The 16,103-nt window shown below is 63.6% G+C and carries 16 protein-coding genes, 1 tRNA gene and 1 pseudogene; 16 read left to right on the top strand and 2 right to left on the bottom strand.

What is annotated here, in order from left to right:
- Nucleotides 1–215: 215 nt before the first annotated feature.
- A complete protein-coding gene (gene mutM / locus H9L41_RS01985) occupies nt 216–1,034 on the bottom strand; it encodes a bifunctional DNA-formamidopyrimidine glycosylase/DNA-(apurinic or apyrimidinic site) lyase (RefSeq protein WP_028445875.1) in 819 nt (272 codons plus the stop codon).
- 102 nt (nt 1,035–1,136) lie between these two features.
- On the opposite strand from mutM, the gene H9L41_RS01980 reads away from it, so the two are divergent.
- The 8 genes from H9L41_RS01980 (at nt 1,137) to ychF (ending at nt 8,110) form a co-directional block, all read left to right on the top strand.
- A complete protein-coding gene (locus H9L41_RS01980; RefSeq protein ID WP_157461934.1) occupies nt 1,137–2,918 on the top strand; it encodes a tetratricopeptide repeat protein in 1,782 nt (593 codons plus the stop codon).
- Between the two features lie 4 nt (nt 2,919–2,922).
- Complete coding sequence (gene lolB / locus H9L41_RS01975; protein WP_051318930.1) at nt 2,923–3,486, top strand: lipoprotein insertase outer membrane protein LolB; 564 nt, start codon at nt 2,923–2,925, stop codon at nt 3,484–3,486.
- Nucleotides 3,483–4,331, top strand: a complete 849-nt coding sequence (gene ispE / locus H9L41_RS01970; protein ID WP_028445873.1) for a 4-(cytidine 5'-diphospho)-2-C-methyl-D-erythritol kinase — start codon at nt 3,483–3,485, stop codon at nt 4,329–4,331. The genes lolB and ispE overlap by 4 nt, the downstream gene beginning before the upstream one ends.
- Before the next feature lie 18 nt (nt 4,332–4,349).
- Nucleotides 4,350–4,424 (top strand) — tRNA-Gln (locus H9L41_RS01965).
- 108 nt (nt 4,425–4,532) lie between these two features.
- Nucleotides 4,533–5,483 carry a ribose-phosphate pyrophosphokinase gene (locus H9L41_RS01960; protein ID WP_028445872.1) on the top strand — a complete coding sequence of 317 codons (951 nt, stop codon included), beginning with the start codon at nt 4,533–4,535 and terminating at the stop codon, nt 5,481–5,483.
- A gap of 82 nt (nt 5,484–5,565) precedes the next feature.
- Nucleotides 5,566–6,159: a 50S ribosomal protein L25/general stress protein Ctc gene (locus H9L41_RS01955; protein ID WP_028445871.1), complete on the top strand. Its 594-nt coding sequence runs from the start codon at nt 5,566–5,568 to the stop codon at nt 6,157–6,159.
- A 124-nt stretch (nt 6,160–6,283) separates the two neighbouring features.
- The gene (gene pth, locus H9L41_RS01950; protein WP_034606642.1) at nt 6,284–6,904 is read left to right on the top strand and encodes an aminoacyl-tRNA hydrolase; all 621 of its coding nucleotides are present in this window, start codon (nt 6,284–6,286) and stop codon (nt 6,902–6,904) included.
- 114 nt (nt 6,905–7,018) lie between these two features.
- A complete protein-coding gene (gene ychF / locus H9L41_RS01945; RefSeq protein WP_028445869.1) occupies nt 7,019–8,110 on the top strand; it encodes a redox-regulated ATPase YchF in 1,092 nt (363 codons plus the stop codon).
- Nucleotides 8,111–8,135: 25 nt separating this feature from the next.
- Here ychF and H9L41_RS01940 read toward each other — a convergent pair whose 3' ends face one another.
- Nucleotides 8,136–8,330: a hypothetical protein gene (locus H9L41_RS01940; protein ID WP_169730165.1), complete on the bottom strand. Its 195-nt coding sequence runs from the start codon at nt 8,328–8,330 to the stop codon at nt 8,136–8,138.
- An 81-nt stretch (nt 8,331–8,411) separates the two neighbouring features.
- Between H9L41_RS01940 and H9L41_RS01935 the strand changes: the two genes are divergently transcribed.
- From H9L41_RS01935 to H9L41_RS01900, 8 genes and pseudogenes are all read left to right on the top strand, one after another.
- Nucleotides 8,412–9,500 (top strand): tyrosine-type recombinase/integrase, encoded by a 1,089-nt coding sequence (locus H9L41_RS01935; protein ID WP_265583923.1) that lies wholly within the window; start codon nt 8,412–8,414, stop codon nt 9,498–9,500.
- Nucleotides 9,497–10,252: a hypothetical protein gene (locus H9L41_RS01930; RefSeq protein ID WP_157461933.1), complete on the top strand. Its 756-nt coding sequence runs from the start codon at nt 9,497–9,499 to the stop codon at nt 10,250–10,252. The genes H9L41_RS01935 and H9L41_RS01930 overlap by 4 nt, the downstream gene beginning before the upstream one ends.
- A gap of 124 nt (nt 10,253–10,376) precedes the next feature.
- A complete protein-coding gene (locus tag H9L41_RS01925) occupies nt 10,377–10,577 on the top strand; it encodes a helix-turn-helix transcriptional regulator (protein WP_084300129.1) in 201 nt (66 codons plus the stop codon).
- A 2-nt stretch (nt 10,578–10,579) separates the two neighbouring features.
- Nucleotides 10,580–11,614, top strand: a complete 1,035-nt coding sequence (locus tag H9L41_RS01920; protein ID WP_157461932.1) for a hypothetical protein — start codon at nt 10,580–10,582, stop codon at nt 11,612–11,614.
- Entirely contained in the window at nt 11,611–12,657 is a 1,047-nt protein-coding gene (locus tag H9L41_RS01915; protein WP_157461931.1) for an integrase, read from the top strand. The genes H9L41_RS01920 and H9L41_RS01915 overlap by 4 nt, the downstream gene beginning before the upstream one ends.
- A gap of 148 nt (nt 12,658–12,805) precedes the next feature.
- The gene (locus H9L41_RS01910) at nt 12,806–13,003 is read left to right on the top strand and encodes a ribbon-helix-helix domain-containing protein (RefSeq protein WP_084300127.1); all 198 of its coding nucleotides are present in this window, start codon (nt 12,806–12,808) and stop codon (nt 13,001–13,003) included.
- A gap of 112 nt (nt 13,004–13,115) precedes the next feature.
- Nucleotides 13,116–14,866: pseudogene (locus H9L41_RS25985) on the top strand (class I SAM-dependent DNA methyltransferase).
- Nucleotides 14,856–16,037 carry a restriction endonuclease subunit S gene (locus H9L41_RS01900; protein ID WP_187523656.1) on the top strand — a complete coding sequence of 394 codons (1,182 nt, stop codon included), beginning with the start codon at nt 14,856–14,858 and terminating at the stop codon, nt 16,035–16,037. Before H9L41_RS25985 ends, H9L41_RS01900 begins: the two are co-directional and overlap by 11 nt.
- The last annotated feature ends 66 nt before the right edge of the window (nt 16,038–16,103 follow it).

The following is a 16,103-nucleotide window of genomic DNA, read 5'->3' as shown; positions in this document are numbered from 1 at the left end:
TATATCCTCAAGGCGGCCGTTATTGGATTGTGCGCGCCCGGCAATTTAAAAAACCAGTTGTCATTAAATAACGCGCCCCGCCGCCGCGCAAGCGCGGCCATCGGCCATCGCTTGCCGCTCCTCGCGGCAGGGCGCCATTCATCCGCAATATCTCGAGATGCGGTCATCCGCCGGACACCGCGCCGAATCCGGCAACCTTGGGCCGCAAAGCATTTTCAGCGTGGCTGGCACTCCGGGCACCAGTAGGTGGAACGCTGGCCCAGCCGCGCCTGGCGGATCGGCGTGCCGCAGCGCAGGCAGGGCTCCTCGGTGCGGCCGTAGACGAAATAGCGCTGCTGGAAATAGCCGGGCTTGCCGGCGCTGTCGACGAAATCGCGCAGCGTGCTGCCGCCGGCCACGATGGCCTCGGCCAGGGTCTCGCGCACGGTCTGCACCAGCCGCTCGCATTGCGGCCGGGTCAGCTTGCCGGCCGGCCGCTGCGGCGCGATGCCGGCGCGGAACAGCGATTCGTTGGCGTAGATGTTGCCGACGCCGACCACCAGGTGGTTGTCCATCAGCGCCAGCTTGATCGCCGTCGACTTGCCCTTGAGCGCGCCGCGCAGGTAGTCGGCATCGAAACCCGCTTCGAGCGGCTCGGGGCCGAGCGAGGCCAGCAGCGCGTGCCGCAGCGGATCGCCGGGCACCCACAGCAGCGCGCCGAAACGGCGCGGATCCCGGTAGCGCAGCAGGCAGCCGTCGTCGAGCTCGAGGTCGACGTGGTCGTGCCGCTCGGGCGGCGTGGGGCCGCTCAGCACCCGCAGGCTGCCGGACATGCCGAGGTGGAGAATCAAATGCGCGTCGCCGATGTCCAACAACAGGTACTTGGCGCGACGCCAGACCCGCTGCACCGTGCGCCCCGCCACCCGTTCCGCCAGATCGGGCGGGATCGGCCAGCGCAGGCGCGGCTCGCGCACTGTCGCGCCGAGCAGGGTGCGCCCGGTCAAGGCCGTCTCGATGCCGCGCCGGGTCGTTTCAACTTCGGGCAATTCGGGCATGGTGTCGGCCTGGAAGCGCGGTCGGAACGGGTTAAGATAAAAGAGCGGCCGACTATAGCATGGCCGCCATTGCCGCCCGAGGCGGCCAAGGACAATCAACGCATGTCGAAACACCTACACGCCCGCGGCGGCCTCGCCGCGCTGCTGATCGCACTGCTCGCCGGCTGCGCGGCACCGCAGGCTCCCGGCGCCACGCCGGCGACGAACACGCCCGATGCCGCCGAGAGCCGGCCCGATCCGGAGCCAGCCCCGGCCGCGGCTGCCGAGGACAAGGACGAAGCGCTCTATCCGAAGCAGGCGCTGACCAAGGAGCTGCTGTTCGGCTTCCTGCTGGGCGACATCGCCGCCCAGCAGGGCGACCGCCGGCTCGCCGCCGACACCTGGCTCGAACTCGCCCGCCGCACCCGCGACCCGCGCGCTGCGCGGCGCGCGGTCGAGATCGGCTTCTCGGCCGGCAAGTACGACAACGCGCTGGCGGCCGCCCAGCTGTGGCGCACGCTCGAGCCCGGCGCGCTGCTGCCGCGCCAGACGCTGCTGAGCCTGCTGGCCCGCGGCGGCCGGCTCGGCGAGGCCGAGGCCGAGCTCAGGTCCTGGCTGGCCGACCGGCCCAAGGACGCGGCCGGCATCTTCATGCAGCTGCATACGCTGTGGACGCCGCAGGTCGACAAGCAGGCGGTATTGCTGCTGGTGCGCCGGCTGGCGGGCGACTATCCCGACCTGCCCGAGGCGGCGCTGTCGATCGCGGTCGCCGCCAACAACGCCGGCCAGCCCGACGCCGCGCTGGCCGCCGCCGACGAGGCGGTGCGCCGCAAGCCCGACTGGGAGGCCGGCATCCTCTACCGCGCGGCGCTGACCGAGGCGCGTTCGCCCGAGGCGGCGGTCGCCTACCTGAAGGCCGCCAGCGCACGCCTGCCCAAGTCGCGCGAGCTGCGCGCCGCATTGGCGCGCGAGCTGGCCGACCTCAAGCGCTACGACGAAGCGGGCCAGGCCTTCGCCGCGCTCGGCCGCGACTACCCGGGCGAGACCGAATACGCGGTCGGCGAGGCGCTGTCGGCGCTGCAGCTGCGCCGCTATCCGCAGGCCGAGGCCGCGCTGACGCGCGCGCTGGCGCTCGGCGTGGGCAAGCCCGACACGCTGCGCTACTACCTCGGCGTGGCGGCCGAAGAGCAATTCAAGCTCACCGCCGCGCGCGACCACTATGCCCAGGTCGGCGACGGCGAGCTCGGCGTGCAGGCCGCCACCCGGCTGGCGCGCATCGAGGCCAAGCTCGGCAACCGCGCGGCGGCGCTGGCCGCCCTGCAGCGGCTGCCCGGCCAGAGCGACGCCGACAAGGTGACGCGCACCCAGCTCGAGGCGCAGGTCTGGCGCGAGCTGAAGGACCTGAAGCAGGCGCGCGCCACGCTCGACGCCGGCCTGCTCGCCCATCCGGACAACGCCGACCTGCTGTACGACCGCTCGCTGGTGTTCGACCAGCTCGGCGACGTCGGCGCGGCCGAATCCGATCTGCGCCGCTACCTGGCGCTGAATCCCGACAGCGCGCTGGCGCTCAATGCGCTCGGCTACACGCTGGCCAACCGCACCGAGCGCTTCGACGAGGCCGAGGCGCTGCTGCGCCAGGCGCTGGCCAAGGAACCGGACAATCCGGTGATCCTCGACAGCATGGGCTGGCTGATGCTGCGCCGCGGCAAGCTGGCCGAGGGCGTGCAATGGCTGGGCCGCGCCTTCGGCGCGCTGCAGGATCCGGAAATCGCCGCCCACTACGGCGAAGCGCTGTGGCGCTCGGGCAAGCAGGGCGAGGCGCGCAAGGTCTGGGCCCAGGGCGCGCGGCTCGATCCCGACCACGAGGTGCTGACCGAAACCATCCAGCGGCTGACCGGGAAGTAGGCCGATGCAGCCGACGAGATTCCTGGCCGCCGCCGTGGCGGCCCTGCTGCTGGCGGCCTGCGCCACCCCGTCCATGGCGCCGCCGGCGCCGAGCGGCCTGCCCGGCCAATACAGCGTGAGCGGCCGCATCGGCGTCAACGCGGCCGGCAAGGGCTATAGCGCGAGCTTCAGCTGGGCGCATGCGCAGGACGTCGACCGCGTCGACGTCAGCAATCCGCTCGGCCAGGTGGTGGCGCGGCTGGAGCTGGAACCGGGCGGCGCACGCTATTACGACAGCGCCGGCAAAGCCCGCAGCGCCGACGATGTCGAGACGCTGAGCGAGCGCGAGCTCGGCTGGCGATTGCCAGCCTACGGCCTGCGCTACTGGCTGCTCGGCCTGGCCGATCCGTCGCGCCCGGCGCAATGGCGCCGCGAAGTCGACGAGCGCGTGCTCGAACAGGACGGCTGGTCGATCCGCTTCCGCGGCACGACCGCCGGCGCCCCCGAACGGCTGACGCTGAGCCGGCCCGACCTCGAGGTCCGCATCGTGCTGTCCGATTGGCAATTCGATACTCCCTCCACGCAATGACCGAGTTCCACGCCTTCCCCGCCCCCGCCAAGCTCAACCTGTTCCTGCACGTCACCGGCCGCCGCGCCGACGGCTATCACCTGCTGCAGACGGTATTCCGCCTGATCGACTTCGGCGACACGCTGCATGTCGCCGTCGACGACAGCGGCGAGGTGGTGCACGAGAACCCGCTGCCTGGCGTGCCGGCCGACAGCGACCTGATCGTGCGCGCGGCGCGCCTCTTGCAGGCCGAGACCGGCTGCCGCCAGGGCTGCCGGCTGCGCGTCGACAAGCGGCTGCCGATGGGCGGCGGCCTCGGCGGCGGCAGCTCCGATGCCGCCACCGCGCTGATCGCGCTCAACCATCTGTGGCGGCTCGGCCTGTCGCGGCAGAGCCTGCAGGCTCTGGGCCTGCGCCTGGGCGCCGACGTGCCGGTCTTCGTGTTCGGCCGCGATGCGTTCGCCGAAGGCGTCGGCGAGGCGCTGCAGCCGATTTCGCTGCCGCATCAATGGTATGTGGTGCTGATCCCGCCGGTATCGGTCCCCACCGTTGAGATTTTTTCCGACCCCTGCTTGACACGCGATACCAAGCCCATAATAATGGCGGCCTTTCCGAACGACGGGGTCAGAAATGACCTGGAAACAGTCGCAAAACGGAAATATCCGATCATCGCCGAATACCTAGATTGGCTTGGCCAACACGGCAAGGCGATGATGACCGGATCAGGCGCCTGCGTATTCGCTGCATTCGATACCCAGGCCCAAGCCGAAGCGGTGATCGGGCAATTGCCCGCCTCGATGCGAGGATTCGCCGCGGAGAGCATGACGCAGCACCCGTTGTCTGATTTGCTGGATCGAGTCGAATGATTCGGTCGGGCAAGTTGTAGGGGAGTCGCCAAGTGGTAAGGCATCGGATTTTGATTCCGACATTCGTAGGTTCGATCCCTACCTCCCCTGCCAAATACCCCATAGCGTACGAGGCCGAAGCCAGTGCGCTCGCGTAATGCGAAAAACCCGAAAGCGTGTAATGACGATTACACGCTTTCTTTTTTTGTCAGGAATCAGGACATGGCCTACGAGAGCTTGATGGTCTTCACCGGCAACGCCAACCCGCAGTTGGCGGAGGCCGTGGTCAAACACCTCGACATCACGCTCGGCCGTGCCAGCGTGGGCCGGTTCAGCGACGGCGAAGCGACCGTCGAGTTGCTGGAGAACGTGCGCGGCCGCGACGTCTTCGTGCTGCAGTCGACCTGCGCGCCGACCAACGACAACCTGATGGAAGTGCTGCTGATGGTCGACGCGCTCAAGCGCGCCTCGGCCGGCCGCATCACCGCCGCCATGCCCTACTTCGGCTACGCGCGGCAGGATCGCCGCCCGCGTTCGGCCCGCGTGCCGATCTCGGCCAAGGTGGTGGCCAACATGCTGCAGGCCGCAGGCGTCGACCGCCTGCTGACCGTCGACCTGCATGCCGACCAGATCCAGGGCTTCTTCGACATTCCGGTGGACAACATCTACGCCACCCCGGTGCTGCTCGACGATGTCCGTACCAAGAACTACGAAGACCTGATGGTGGTCTCGCCCGACGTCGGCGGCGTGCTGCGCGCCCGCGCCATGGCCAAGCAGCTCAACACCGAGCTGGCCATCATCGACAAGCGCCGCCCCAAGGCCAACGTGGCCGAGGTGATGCACATCATCGGCGACGTCGAAGGCCGCACCTGCCTGATCATGGACGACATGGTCGACACCGCCAACACGCTGTGCAAGGCGGCCGATGCGCTCAAGCAGCACGGCGCCAAGCGCGTGATGGCCTACTCGACCCACCCGGTGCTGTCCGGCGCCGCGGTCGAGCGCATCGCCCAGTCCGAACTCGACGAGCTGGTGGTCACCGACACCATCCCGCTCAGCGACGCCGCCCGCAAGTCCGAGCGCATCCGGGTGGTCAGCCTGGCCCCGCTGTTGGCCGAGACGCTGCGCCGCATCAACAACGAAGAGTCGGTCTCCACCCTCTTCGTCGACTGATCTTTCGCGGCTCGCCCCGGCGGGCCGTCTACCCATGCATCGCCTGGTCGCGGGCGGTGCATTTTTCACTGGAGCAAGACCCATGACCATCGAAGTGATCGCCAACAAGCGCGTCGAACAGGGCACCGGAGCGAGCCGCCGCCTGCGTCGCGCCGGCAAGGTTCCCGGCATCATCTACGGCTCGGGCGAGCCGGTTGCCATCGAACTGGACCACAACAACCTGTACTACGCGATGCAGGAAGAGGCCTTCCACGCCACCATCCTGAGCCTGACCGTGGACGGCAAGAGCGAGCCGGTGCTGCTGCGCGACGCCCAATACCACCCCTGGAAGCAGATCGTCATGCACGTCGACTTCCAGCGCGTCGACGCCAACCAGAAGCTGCACACCAAGGTGCCGTTCCACTTCGTCAACGGCGACGTGGCTCCTGGCGTGAAGCAAGGCGGTGGCATTGTGTCGCACGTGATGAACGACGCCGACGTCGAGTGCCTGCCGGGCGCCCTGCCGGAATTCATCGAAGTCGACCTGAAGGACCTGCAGGCAGGCAGCTCGATCCACCTGTCCGACCTGACCCTGCCGGCCGGCGTCGAGTTCGTCGCCCTCAAGCACGGCGACAACGCAACCGTGGCCACCATCCTGGCCGTGCGTGGCGGTGGCGAGGAAGCCGCTGCCGAGTAATCGGTCGCGCCCTTCGCAGAACGGCTCGTCGCCCGCTGGGCCGACGGGCCGTTTTCACATTCGCCGGGACGATGTGGGCTGCGGTGCCGCAGCCGCACCTCCCGGCCACGATCGAAGCATCGAGATGACTACCGCCACTCAACCCATCCGCCTGGTCGTCGGCCTGGGCAACCCCGGGCCCGAATACGTCGACACGCGCCACAACGCCGGCTTCTGGTGGGTCGACGCGCTGGCGCACGACCTCAAGGTCGACTGGCGCGTGGAGAGCAAATTCCACGGCAACGCCGGCCGCGCCCGCCTGGGCGACGGCGAGGTCTGGCTGCTGGAACCGGCCACCTACATGAACCGCTCGGGCCAGTCGGTGGCCGCGCTGGCGCGCTTCTACAAGATCCTGCCGCACGAGATCCTGGTAGTGCACGACGAGCTCGACCTGCTGCCCGGCGAAGCCAAGCTCAAGCAGGGCGGCGGCCATGCCGGCCATAACGGCCTCAAGGACATCCAGGCATTGCTCGGCTCGCCCGCGTTCTGGCGCCTGCGCATCGGCATCGGCCACCCGCGCACGCTGAACCTGAACCAGCCGGTCGCCGACTTCGTGCTGCACCGGCCGCGCCAGAACGAGCAGCCGGCCATCGACGAGGCGATCGAGCGCACGCTGGCCGCCTGGCCCCTGCTGGCGCGCGGCGACTTCGCCCGCGCCACCATGGCGATCAACAGCAAGCCGCGTCCGGCCAAGGACGAAAAGTGAACCTGCGGAAGCTGCGACCGGCCGGCCGCCCTGCGATCGTCGGACGCCTTCCTCACATTTCACGTTTCACCGTTCACATGCATCTAGAATCACGCTTTCCCCGAAGGAACACCCATGAGCCTCAAATGCGGCATCGTCGGCCTGCCCAACGTCGGCAAGTCGACCCTGTTCAATGCGCTGACGAAGGCCGGCATCGCGGCCGAGAACTATCCGTTCTGCACCATCGAACCCAACGTCGGCATCGTCGAGGTGCCCGATGCGCGGCTGACCGAGCTGTCCAAGATCGTCAATCCGCAGAAGGTCCAGCCGGCCATCGTCGAATTCGTCGACATCGCCGGCCTGGTCGCCGGCGCCAGCAAGGGCGAGGGCCTGGGCAACCAGTTCCTGGCCAATATCCGCGAGACCGACGCGATCGTGAATGTGGTGCGCTGCTTCGACGACGAGAACGTGGTCCACGTCGCCGGCCGGGTCGATCCGCTGGCCGACATCGAGGTGATCGTCACCGAGCTGGCGCTGGCCGACCTGGCCGGCGTCGAGAAGGCGATCCAGCGCGAGGGCAAGAAGGCCAAGTCGGGCGACAAGGACGCGCAGAAGCTGGTCGCCGCCTGCGAAAAGCTGCTGCCCCACCTCAACGAGGGCAAGCCGGCCCGCACGCTGGCGCTGACCGACGAAGAGAAGGCGCTGCTCAAGCCGCTGTGCCTGCTGACCATCAAGCCGGCGATGTACGTCGGCAACGTGCTCGAGGACGGTTTCGAGAACAATCCGCACCTCGACCGCCTCAAGGCCCATGCCGAGGCCGAGGGCGCGCCGGTGGTGGCGCTGTGCGCCAAGATCGAGATGGAACTGTCGGACCTCGACGACGCCGACAAGCAGGCCTTCCTCGAGGATCTCGGCTTCGAGGAGCCGGGCCTGAACCGGCTGATCCGCGCCGGCTACAAGCTCCTGGGCCTGCAGACCTACTTCACCGCCGGGGTGAAGGAAGTGCGCGCCTGGACCATCCATGTCGGCGACACCGCACCGCAGGCGGCCGGCGTGATCCACACCGATTTCGAGCGCGGCTTCATCCGCGCCCAGACCATCTCGTACGACGATTTCATCGCCTACAAGGGCGAACAGGGTGCCAAGGAAGCCGGCAAGATGCGCGCCGAAGGCAAGGAGTACGTGGTGCGCGACGGCGACGTGATGAACTTCCTGTTCAACGTCTGATCCATTTCTGATGTTTCTGGAGATTTCAAGAAACATCAAAGATGACAGAAAAACCTTTTAAAGCCGCGTACTTACGCGGCTTTTTTGTTTCTTTTTGTTGCTTGGTGTTTAGCGGGCTTTCACCAATAACCTGAGTACATTGGTGAGTATGGTTGATTGAGGCCGGATGAATAAGTGAGTACAGTGAACTGATCCTGTGTTCACTGAGGGAGAAGCCCATGCTCACCGATGCGCACTGCCGTAACGCCAAACCGAAAGACAAGCTCTACCGCCTGAACGACTTCCGGGGCTGTATCTGGAGGTGAAGCCTTCAGGGGTAAAGGCGTGGCGTTATCGCTTCACCTTGGGCGGGAAGGCGAGCATGTACGCGCTGGGCGAATATCCCAGTGTCACCCTTGCCGAGGCGCGTGAGCGTAGCGAGGCCGCCCGCAAGCTGGTCAAGCAGGGCATCAACCCGGCGCAACAGCGCCAGCTTGACCGCATCAGACAAGCCCATGAGGCCAACAACACCTTTGAAGTGGTTGCCAGGGAGTGGCTGCAAACCAAGGACTGGGAGGATGTCACCAAGAATCGCCGTCTGGACATGCTCGAACGTGTCGTCTTCCCCGCCATCGGAAAGATGCCCGTTCGCGATGTCACACCGGCGCATGTACTCGACATCCTGCAAAAAACCTTCAAACGCGGCGCACCAACCGTGGCTGCTGAGGCCCGGCGCACCATGTCCGCAGTCTTCGAGTTCGCCGTGGCTACCCTCCGCGCGGATGGCGATCCGGTCTGGCCTGTCCGCAAGGCGCTACCTGCCAATAAAACCCAGCACAAAACAGCCTTGGCTACCGGGCAGATTGGCAAACTGCTGGTCGATTTCGACAATCATCGAGGCACATTTCAGACCAACTACTGCATGCAATTGATGTGGTGGACGCTTGCTCGCCCCAGTGAAGTCGCCGAAGCGGAATGGAGCGAATTTGATCTGGATGCCGCCATCTGGCGTATTCCGGCCGCTCGGATGAAGGCACGCAAGGACCATGTCGTACCGCTGCCACGGCAAGCGGTTGAAATGCTCAAGGGACTGCAGGGGGTGACCGGCAATCGGAAACACCTCTTTCCTGGTCGCGATGATCGCAACGGACCGATGTCGGTTGCATCGTTACGCCAAGCGCTGAACGCCCTAGGTTGGGGTGGCACCTACAGCCCTCACGCCACTCGCACCACCGGCAGCACGCGCTTGAACGAGATGGGTTACCGGCCCGATGCGATCGAAGCCCAGCTGGCGCACGCTGATCAGAACAATGTACGCCGGACATACAACCATGCGACCTACTTCGATGAGCGCAAGGTCATGATGCAGGATTGGGCAGATCACCTGGAAAGCTGGAAGAAACAGGCATGACATCATTGCCGCCTCTTCCTGATTACAAGGACCAGTTTCGGGCTCGATTGATCGCGAAAATCTGTGGCTTGCCCGAGGTTGAAGCTCTGGATGCTGCCGAGGAGGAGGCTTTATTTCAAGCTCTCGCTGATGCCGGACAATTTTGGCGTGGCCCGTTCAATCCCCCGCATACCCCAGCGGCGCAGAGAACCGAAATGCAGCGCGTCAGTGAATCTGCGGCAGCGCTTGTACAAGCCATCCAGCAACTATCCCAAGCAAGTCAGATTTGGATCGATGACTGCCTGCATTGCGTTGTCGATCTTGGGCGCCTGACCTACGAGGTCGGGCAACTTTCCAAGGTGGCCCAGCAGGCATCAAGCATGGTCTCGGTCAAACAAGGGCACCGTTTCGCAGTCGCAGAACGGCTGCTCGGCATGAATTTGGCCGATGTACTTCGACGCTGCCGTCTGCCATTGCGCGCCACGCCAAATATCGATGCGGAAACGGATCGTCATGGCATGCCAATACTCACCACACCCGCCACCTTCGCAAGTTGCTCGGCACTGCTGGTATTGCTCGACGCGCAGTATGGCGGGTTGAGCTGGTCGGCTGCCAATCGGATGGTGAAATACGCCATTGGCTACGAAAAAGCGCTGAAGAAGATCGCTCTGCCGCCAGAACTGCTTGCCTTCGCCAAGGAACTTGCACGGCAGCAACGCGATATATCCGCGCGGGAAAGTGATTTGGCGGGTCGCGCGGCCACTCTCGCATAACAGAAAAAGTCGCCCTATTCAAGGCTGGCGAATTGCTATTTCCCAACAATTCGGCAACCGTGACGCACCCCTGTGCCCCCTGAAACTCACTGCAATTTCAGTGAAGTACAGAAGGGGGCACCAAATGAAAGTTCTGCGTATCAGCGAAGTTTGCACACGGCTGGGAGACATCAGCCGGGTCACCTTGTGGCGTCTTGTCAGAGACGATCCATCCTTCCCGAAGGCTATTCGTTTAGGGCGACGTATACCTGCCTGGTTCGAACATGACATCGACGCCTGGCTGAGCGGCCGGGCCGCCCAAATTCAGTCTGCTGTGGGAGCCTGAGCATGAGTCGCCAAAGGACCGTCAACGATCAGGGGTTCTGGCACAGCCCGCTTCTGCAGGGCTGCACGACTGAGGACAAGACCGCGCTGCTGCACCTGTTGACCAGCCCCGTTTCCAACATCATCGGCGCCTACCCGCTGGTACCGAGGATCGCCGCCGCCGAGGTCGGTTGGTCGCAAGACCAGTGGCTGCAGGTCATTGAGCGCCTGCGCGCAGAAGATCTGGTTTGGTTCGAGCCTGTTCGCATGTTCGTCTGGGTTAGGGTCTGGTGGCACCACAACCTGGCGAGCCAGACCCTTGGGCCCAAACTCCGTGCCAGAACCCTCGACAACATCCGGCAACTGCCCGAGCCTTGGCTGGGCCCATTCCTTGACGCCTACAAAGCGCGGCTGAGTGAAGAACATCGAACGCTGCTGGACTCCCTTCTGGCCGGCCACTTAACAGCTGAAGTGTCATCGGTACCATATGGATACGGTATCGATGGCTCATCCAACTTTTCCCGTCATAACACCAACAATAAAACCAACTCTAAGGTAACTCCAACTCCAGACGCGCCGGCACGGTCGCCTGTGGATAAGTTGGGCATCCCGGCGAGCTGCTTGGCGCAAGTGGAGGCCGCCATTGCCCAGGCTCAGCGCAAAGGCGTGAGCAAGGCAGACAAGCAGGTGATTCTCGCGGCCGTTGCGAAGCCGTTTCGGGCAGGTCACCCGCCAAGAGATGCTGGAGCCTACGCCTATGCCGTGGCCCAGAGTTTGGTCACAACACCTCAACAGTCCACAACATCTGCCGAGCCGTCCAAATCGGAATTGAAAGCCTGGGCAAATCGATGCTTCTGCTGGCCGAACGAAAACCCAAGCAATTTCATTCGCGTCGAAGAAAGTGGCTTCTGCGAACAACTCACCTTGAAAGAGGGCAAGGCCAGGCATGGCTATGCACCGCTCAGTCGAGGCGAACTGCTCAGTGCCCTCCGACAAGGAACGCTGCGGGAGGTTTCAGCTGCCGTTTTCGAAGACCTCGCCAAAGGCGCGTGGCTATGAGCCCCAACGCCGACCGCCTGAACGACATTGCCCGCGAATGCTTGGCCATGCTGCCCGCAGCGCTGCCTCAGGCTCCCTCCACAGGCCGATCCAGCCGTACAGAGGCCGAATACCTGCGCATGGCTCAAGCGCTCCTGGAGCGCGCAAACGGCGCCCCAGGAGCACTGGCAGCGGCGGTGCAGGCTACCCAAAGCCCCAGAACCTTTCACAAGCGCTTGGCAGCCCTGCGTTTCTCCTGCCGGCAGCTGGTGCGCGAGCACCTCGATGTACGCTCGGCCTCACAGGAGCTGGACTGGCAAAGCTTGGCGGACGTGCTGCCACGGCTCCATGAGCAGCTTCGTGCCTTGATCACCCTAAATGAACATGGAATGACCCAACCCCGGCGTAAGCGCCGCAGCAAGCGCCAAGCACTGAAGGGGTTGCCGCCGAGCTGGCGAGAAGAGCTGTGCGCACGCGGCGCGCCGGGCAAGTACGCCGATGCGCTGCTGGCATCGGCCCTGACCGGCGCGAGACCCGGTGAACTGGTCAAAGGCATCACTGCATGGCTGCGGCATGACGACGCGCTCGGTATCGAGACCCTTTGCCTTTATGTGCAAGGCATCAAGATCAAGGCGCAACAGGGGCAGCCATACCGATTCATGGCCTACTCAGTAGAAGACACGCATCCGCTGGTGGCGGCGCTAGTAAATCGGCTTAGCACACTGCCCGACAGAAAATTGGACATCCATATCGCCAAGGCGGGCAACTTCACGGCGGAGATTCAACGCCTTGCGCGCATGCTCTGGCGCAACCATGACCACGCCGTCACCGCCACCTGCTTCCGCCACCAATGGAGCGCGGATGTGAAAGCCGCTGGCGATGCAGACGCTGCCAGCAGGGGTCTGGGGCATCGCAGCTCCAAGACGCGGAGGTTCTACGGAATAGCCTGCCAGGCTCAGGGTGCACATGCACTACGGCCAGTTTGCATCGAAGCCGAACTGCCGTTGCGGCTGCACTCCACCAGACCACATCCTGCAGCACACGCCACGCCCGGATTGAGGTAAAGCGGTTCAGATGGGGGCATTGGCGAGTCCCATTACCCAATTTTCTCGCTCCGGCATCCGAGCGGCGAGCAATCCCCCTCTCTGGAGGCATTGCCCTCTAGAAGCCAAAGGCAGTACATTGGCGCCACACCATTGACGAGGCGCCGCCATGTCACGCCTGAAAGCCGAAACCCTCTCCATCCGCACCACCGACGAAATCAAGCAGCTCTTACGCTTGGCGGCTGAGCGTGAGCGCCGCTCGTTGGCATCCATGGTGGAAATTCTGGTGTTGGAGTACGCCCGGCAGCATGGTCTACAGGTCGACGCATCGGCTCCGGCATCTTCAATGAAGCGGGCAACGCCATGACAAGGCATTTCCAGCCCACGCATCCATTTACCAACACGTGCATTAGCAGGCAAGCGGGCTGTGCCTGCGCTGCTGATTGCCATCCATTGCCATCCGCGCCAGAAGCCAACGCATGAATCTCATCGAACAACAGTTTTTCAACGCGCTTGAAAAGAAACTCTGGACTGCCGCCGACAAGCTGCGCTCATCGCTGGATGCGTCTGTCTACAAGCATGTGGTGCTGGGCCTGATCTTCTTGAAGTACGTGTCAGATGCCTTTGAGGAAAGACAGCGCGAACTGAACGCCCAGTTCCGCGATGCGGATCATGACTACTACATGGACCCGGCCGATTTCCCGGAAGACTACGAGGCCGATGTCGAAGCTGAGCTGGAGGTGCGCGACTACTACACCGAGAAGAACGTCTTCTGGGTGCCATTTGAGGCCCGTTGGCAAACCCTGCGCGATCTGGCCCAACTCCCTCCCGGCAGTGAGCTGCCTTGGCTTGTGCCCAAGCGCGACAGCGATGGCCGCTATGTGCGCAACGAAGCGGGCGAGCTGGAAATGGTGCCGGACAAAATGCGCACCGTGGGCTGGCTGATCGACAATGCCATGGAAGCCGTGGAGCGCGAGAACTCCAAACTCAAGAACGTGCTCAACAAGAACTTCGCTCGCACCGAGATCGACAGCCACAAGCTGGCTGGCCTGATTGCCCACTTCTCCGATACTCACTTCAGCCAGCCCACCTACGACGGCCATCGGCTGAACCTAAAGAGCAAGGACATCCTTGGCCACGTCTACGAATACTTCCTCGGCCAGTTCGCCCTGGCCGAGGGCAAGAAGGGCGGCCAGTACTACACCCCAAGAGCATCGTCACGCTGATTGTGGAGATGCTTCAGCCCTTCAAGGGCCGGGTGTACGACCCCGCCATGGGCTCGGGCGGCTTCTTTGTGCAGAGCGAAGAATTCATCGCCGAACACGGTGGCAAAGTGGCCAACGGCAAGAGCGGCCAGATCAGCGTCTACGGCCAGGAAAGCAACCCCACCACCTGGAAACTGGCTGCCATGAACATGGCCATCCGTGGCCTCGACTTCAACTTTGGCGGCCAGCCAGGCGACACGCTGCTGAACGACCTGCACCCCGACCTGCGCGCCGACTACGTGATGGCCAACCCGCCCTTCAACATGAAGGAATGGTGGAACGCCAAGCTGGAGAACGACTGGCGCTGGCTGCCGGGCTGCACGCCGCCCCAGGGCAATGCCAACTTCGCCTGGCTGCAGCATATGCTGGCCCACCTGGCCCCCACCGGCAGCATGGCGCTGCTACTGGCCAACGGCTCCATGAGCAGCAACACCAACAACGAAGGCGAGATCCGTAAGCAACTGGTCGAGCGCGATTATGTGGAGTGCATGGTGGCCTTGCCCGGCCAGCTGTTCACCAACACCCAGATTCCGGCTTGCATCTGGTTTCTCACCAAAGACAAGGCCAACGGCTTCAACCTCGACAAGAAGAAGCGCGACCGGCGCGAGCAGTTCTTGTTCATCGACGCCCGGCAGCTCGGCTACATGAAAGACCGCGTGCTGCGCGACTTCACGCTGGACGACATCAAAAAGGTGGCCGACACCTTCCATGCCTGGCAGCAGGGCGAAGGCTACGAAGACGTGCCGGGCTTTTGCTACTCGGCCTCGCTGGACGACATTCGCAAACACGAGCATGTGCTGACGCCGGGGCGCTATGTCGGCGCTGAGGAGCAGGAGGAAGACGGCGAGGCCTTTGCCGACAAGATGGCGCGGCTGACGGCGCAGTTGGCGGAGCAGTTTGCGGAGAGTGCCAAGCTGGAGGATAAGATCAAGAAGAACTTGGCGGGGTTGGGTTATGGCTTCTGAACACCCTGTGGTTCGGCTGGGAGACTATGTGGATGCTTGCCTTGGGAAGATGCTTGATGTGCAGAAGAACCGAGGTGAATTGCGCCCTTATCTTGGAAATAGCAATGTGCGGTGGGGCTCGTTCGAGCTCGAAGAATTGTCGGCCATGCGCTTTGAGGATCATGAGGAGGAGCGCTATGGAATCCGCGACGGCGATCTGATCGTTTGTGAAGGCGGGGAACCCGGACGTTGCGCGATTTGGCGTGGCAACACGCCGATGAAGATTCAAAAGGCATTGCATCGCGTCAGAACAAAGGCGGGGCTGGACAACTATTTCTTGTACTACTGGTTCCTGCGAGCTGGCACCACGGGGGAACTGGAGCCATTCTTCACCGGCACGACCATCAAGCATTTAACCGGAAAGGCACTCGTCGAACTTCGCATTCCGCTACCCTCAATCAAATTGCAACGTGGAGCTGCGAGGGTATTAAGGGTGCTCGACGAAAAGATTAACCTTAACCGCCGGATCAACCAAACCCTCGAAGCCATGGCGCAAGCCATCTTCAAATCGTGGTTTGTCGATTTCGACCCAGTCAAAGCCAAGATCGCCGCCCTCGCCGAAGGCCGCGACCCGCTGCGCGCCGCGATGAGCGCCATCAGCGGCAAGGCCGAGGCTGAACTCGATACGCTGCCGCCCAAGCAATACGAACAACTCGCGGCTACGGCCGTGCTGTTCCCGTATGAGATGGAAGCGTCGGAGTTGGGGGAGATTCCGAAAGGGTGGGCTGTTGAGAGCATTCGAGAAGTCGTCGAAGGCGTGTACGACGGCCCCCATGCCACCCCACCAGCGTCCACCAATGGTCCTGTATTCCTGGGCATTCGCAACCTGACAGGTACGGCGCTTGACCTGAGCGAAATTCGACATATCGCGGAAGCCGACTGGGCGCAGTGGACACGAAGAGTTACTCCGCGATCAGGAGATATTGTTTTCAGTTACGAAGCGACACTGGGTTACTTTGCATTGCTTCCGCGCGGTCTACGTTGTTGCCTTGGGCGACGACTAGCCTTAGTCCGGCCACTGGCAGAACAGGGCTTCGGAACCTTTTGGTTCCATCAGTTCGTAGCCCCCCATTCCAGAGCTTCCTTCAAAAGCACACAATCCCCGGCGCAACCGTCAATCGGATTGCGCTGAAAGACTTCCCCTCGTTTCCAGTTCTCAACCCTCCTCTCGGTATTAAGGCTGAATTCGCAACCAGAG

It is taken from the genome of Chitinimonas koreensis (assembly GCF_014353015.1).
GTDB lineage: Bacteria > Pseudomonadota > Gammaproteobacteria > Burkholderiales > Chitinimonadaceae > Chitinimonas > Chitinimonas koreensis.
This window is presented reverse-complemented; position numbering and strand designations above follow the sequence as displayed.